The sequence below is a fragment of the uncultured Campylobacter sp. genome (assembly GCF_938045205.1).
GTDB lineage: Bacteria > Campylobacterota > Campylobacteria > Campylobacterales > Campylobacteraceae > Campylobacter_B.
In genome coordinates this window covers 1-4,491 of the sequence record NZ_CALIMY010000167.1, presented here as the reverse complement: position 1 = coordinate 4,491, position 4,491 = coordinate 1, and the positions used below count along the sequence as shown (strand labels likewise).

The following is a 4,491-nucleotide window of genomic DNA, read 5'->3' as shown; positions in this document are numbered from 1 at the left end:
AAATGGATATGAGCACGACCGCCGCATTGATGATGTTTGGCACGCCGGAGAGCACGCGCGAGATTGTAGAGTGCCGGGATCAAATCCACTCGTAAGCCCTGAATTTAGCGCTTCTATCTACGGCGATCTTTAGTTTGTTTTGAGCCGTTGCGAGCTGCGAAGTCTAAATTTGCAGAGCGCGGCTCTGCAATCTGTGAGCAGGCGATTAAATTTAAAGCAGCGCTTTGCTCGCGAGCTTTAAAATTTTGCGGCGAGCCTTCGCAAACAACGCATGAAATTTAGATAAAACCGAAGCGCATAAATTTTAAGCGCTGTTAAATTTTATAAGATTTCGCATCTAGATATAAAATTTATCAAATTTACGCCATTTAAAGCAAAAACGTGGTATTTTACGCGCAAAATTTATTATCCAAGGAGAAAAAATGTGTAAAGATTGCGGCTGTTCCATCGGCCACACTCACGAAGCGGGCGCCCATTCGCACGCAGATATGACACACGAGCATGTCCATACCCACGCGGACGGCACCGTCCATTCCCACGCCCATATGCATGAGGCAGGGATCGATCACGAGCACGACGCGCACGACCATATCCACGCAAATATCGCTATCAGCGATGCCAAGACGATAGAAGTGATGAGTAAAATTTTAAACGCCAACGACGAGGAGGCCGCTCACAACAGAGCCCATCTGGATGAGGATAAAATTTTATGTCTAAATTTGATGAGTAGCCCCGGTAGCGGCAAGACGACGCTACTTGAGGCCACTATCAAAAGCGGCAAATTTAAAATCGGCGTCATCGAGGGCGATCTACAGACCAACCGCGACGCCGATCGCATCATAAAAGCGGGCGCGCAGGCCCATCAGATCAGCACCGGCGAAACCTGCCATCTGGATGCCTTTATGGTTCACGAGGGGCTTCATCATATCGATACTAAAAATTTAGATCTGGTTTTCATAGAAAACGTCGGAAACCTCGTCTGCCCTGCGGCATTCGACGTGGGTGCACACCTGAACGTAGTGCTTCTAAGCGTGCCCGAGGGCAGCGATAAGATCGCAAAATACCCCGTGATATTTCGCCGTGCAGACTGCGTCGTAATCACCAAAACCGCTCTGCTACCGCATTTTGACTTCGATATACAGGAGGTAGTGCGCGAAGTGCACAAGCTCAATCCGAAAGCCGACGTCATCGCGCTTGATAGTAAAAGTGGCGAGGGCGTGGAGAAATGGCTGAAATTCCTACAATACAAGAAGGAATTTCGTTAATGTGCCTTTCAATCCCTTCAAAAATCATCTCGATCGACGAAAATAATTTCGCGACCGTGGAGACTCTGGGCGTGCGCCGCGGCGTGAGCTTGGATCTACTCCCCGAGCCCGCGGCGGTCGGGGAGTACGTGCTGATCCATGTTGGTTTTGCGATGGAGAAGATCGATACGCAGCGAGCGAAGGAGAGTATCGAAATTTACGAGCAGATTGCAAAGCAGATGAGGGCGAAAGAGAGCTCCGTGTATGAAAGCATAGAGCCGAGAGCCGGCGCAGAGAATTAAAACGGCTTGCAAACCCGTAAAATTTAAGGTAAATAATGGATCTAATTAAGGATTTTAGGGATAAGGAGCTGATTTTAGCGCTTAGTAAGCTGATAATTTCTAAAAGCAAAAAGCCGCTAAACATTATGGAGATTTGCGGCGGACACACGCACTCGATCATGAAATTCGGCCTTCCGAGCCTGGTCGGCAAAAATATCAAATTTATCCACGGTCCCGGCTGCCCGGTGTGCGTGATGCCGCGCAGTCGCATCGACGAGGCGATCAAGCTCGCCGCGATGCCGCAGAGTATTTTTTGCACTCTAGCAGACATGCTGCGCGTACCGGGCTCTCGCACTAGCTTGCAGAAGCTGCGCAGCGAGGGGCACGACATCAGAGCGCTTTATAGTCCGCTTGATTGCATAAAGATCGCGCAGGAAAATCCGCAAAAAACGGTGATATTTTTTGCAATCGGCTTTGAGACGACGACGCCGATGAGCGCCGTGCTGATCGATAAAGCGCTGAGTTTGGGGCTAAAAAATCTTTTTTTTCACATCAACCACGTCACAGTGCCCGCGCCCGTGCGAGCAATCTTAGACGACGCAGACGTGCAAATAGACGCGTTTTTGGGGCCTAGCCACGTAAGTGTGATCACCGGCGCGAAAACCTACGAGAGCATTGCGCGGGATTACAAAAAACCGATCGCCGTAAGCGGATTTGAGCCGCTTGATATAATGGCGGGCGTGTTAAATTTGGTGGAGCAGCAAAACGCCGGTACTTACGAGGTTTTCAACGAATATGAGCGCGTCGTAAAAGAGGGCGGCAACCAAAAAGCGCAAAATTTAATAGATAAATATTTTGAAATTTGCGATTTTCCGTGGCGAGGGCTCGGCGAAATTCCAAAAAGCGGCATGAAGTTGCGACCGCAGTACGCGGCGCTGGATGCCAGGGTTCAGTTTGATTGCAGCGTACAGAGCGCGCCCGAGAGTAAGGCCTGTATCTGTGGCGAAATTTTGCGCGGTAAAAAAAGCCCATATGATTGCAAGGTCTTCGGCAAGCACTGCACGCCGCAAAACCCGATAGGATCGTGCATGGTCTCAAGCGAAGGGGCGTGCGCAGCGTACTATAAATACGGCGATGTCAAAAACGCGGGTTAAATTTTGCACGCGGTATAGCAGGGCGTAAATTTTAAAAATAAGTCATGATTTAAAATTTTGACCGAAGAAAAACGTTGCGCTAAATTTGCTTTAAAATTTTGTGCGGCGCCGTAGCGGCACGGCTGTTCGGCTGCAAAAATACGGGCTTATAAATTTAAAACCGAGTGAAAAGGAAAAATTTGAACGAAACTATACTTTTAAGCCACGGCGGCGGCGGCGAGGAGATGAATAGGCTCATCAACGAGACGATCTTTGCGGCGTTTGATAATGAAATTTTGCGCGCGAACAACGATAGCGCGATACTAAATTTAAATTTAGACGCTGGGGCTGGTTTTGATCGCGCGGCGCCGAGCTCTGCTTTGAATTCGGCGGCGAGTTTTGGCGGCGAGCTAGCTTTCAGCACCGATAGTTTCGTCGTCACGCCGCTATTTTTTAACGGCGGCGACATCGGCAAGATCGCCGTTTGCGGCACCGTCAACGACCTTGCGATGGTAGGCGCAAAGCCGCTGTTTTTAAGCTGCGCGCTCATCATCGAGGAGGGGCTTAGCCTAAGCGAGCTGCGACGCATCCTGGACTCGATGGCGAGCACCGCGCGAAGCTGTGGCGTTCGTATCGTTTGCGGCGACACGAAGGTCGTGCCGCGCGGCAAATGCGATAAAATTTTCATCAACACAAGCGGTATCGGCCGTGTTTTGCGACCTGCACGCGTGCAAAACATCAAAGCGGGCGCAAAAATCCTTCTTAGCGGCGACATCGGGCGACACGGAGCAGTAATACTCGCGGCACGCGATGAGATCGCGCTAAGCAGCGAGCTACAAAGCGACTGCAAACCGCTTTGCGCTGCGGTCGAAAAGCTGATCTCGCAAGGCGTGAAGATCCAGGCGATGCGAGATGCGACGCGCGGTGGGCTCAGCGCGGTTTTGAACGAATTTGCAAGCTCTAGCGGGCTTGAATTTTTAGTGCGTGAAGAGGATATCAAAATCAGCGACGAAGTAGTGGGCGTGTGCGAGCTACTGGGCTTTGAGCCGTACGAGCTCGCAAACGAAGGAACTTTCGTAGCGATCGTAGAAGATGACGCCGAGGCGGATCGGGCGCTTGATATACTGCGCGAATTTGACGCGAATGCCGCGATCATCGGCGAGGTACGCGAAGTAGGGCACGACAAAGGCGAATTTAAGGGCACTTTAATGCCTAAACTTGGCACGCGGGATGAATCTATGGGCGCGAGGAGCGACGCGGGCGCGGTATCAGAAAATAGGGCGGGGCAATTTCAAGCTCCGTATGCGGCAAAAGGGCGAGTGATTTTGCAAAACGCTTACGGCTCGCAGCGATTTCTGGAGCTTCCGAAAGGCGAACTGCTGCCGAGGATTTGTTAAATTTGCGTGCAAATTTAGCAAATTTAAGCCTAAATTTCAGAGCACGTTTTAAATTTACAACGAAATTTCGTATAAAATACGGCGCGACCGTAAAATTTAGAGGGAAAAATGCATGAACTATCGATCGTAGCGGATCTTGTGGCGCTATGTGAAAAGGCGCTAAACGCCGAAAAAGCAAAGAAAAAAGGCGCAGCCGAGCAGGGCGATAAAAATCGTTGCGACATAGCCGATACTGCCAATGAAAATACGAATTCCGCGAATACTGGCATGGGCACCGAGAATACCGAAAATACGGGCGTTACGAATATAGACTCGAACGACAAAAACGGCGATTTTGCTGAAAACTTTGATGTAAATCCGCAGGCGCCTTGTGATACACCTAGCGCAAAAAGTCCGCAGATAAGGGAACTGCACGTAAAAATAGGGCGGCTAAGCG

5 protein-coding genes are annotated in these 4,491 nt (G+C 50.2%); all 5 read left to right on the top strand.

Annotated features, from left to right (window positions below; all coding sequences use genetic code 11):
* Positions 1-422 precede the first annotated feature (422 nt).
* Entirely contained in the window at positions 423-1,265 is an 843-nt protein-coding gene (gene hypB / locus Q0198_RS10385) for a hydrogenase nickel incorporation protein HypB (protein WP_297897876.1), read from the top strand.
* Positions 1,265-1,546 (top strand): HypC/HybG/HupF family hydrogenase formation chaperone, encoded by a 282-nt coding sequence (locus Q0198_RS10380; protein WP_297897874.1) that lies wholly within the window; start codon positions 1,265-1,267, stop codon positions 1,544-1,546. Before hypB ends, Q0198_RS10380 begins: the two co-directional genes overlap by 1 nt.
* A gap of 35 nt (positions 1,547-1,581) precedes the next feature.
* A complete protein-coding gene (gene hypD / locus Q0198_RS10375; protein ID WP_297897872.1) occupies positions 1,582-2,679 on the top strand; it encodes a hydrogenase formation protein HypD in 1,098 nt (365 codons plus the stop codon).
* A gap of 179 nt (positions 2,680-2,858) precedes the next feature.
* Positions 2,859-4,055 carry a hydrogenase expression/formation protein HypE gene (gene hypE / locus Q0198_RS10370; RefSeq protein WP_297897870.1) on the top strand — a complete coding sequence of 399 codons (1,197 nt, stop codon included), beginning with the start codon at positions 2,859-2,861 and terminating at the stop codon, positions 4,053-4,055.
* A gap of 108 nt (positions 4,056-4,163) precedes the next feature.
* Positions 4,164-4,491 (top strand): hypothetical protein (locus Q0198_RS10365; protein WP_297897864.1); only part of this gene is annotated, 328 nt, incomplete at its 3' end.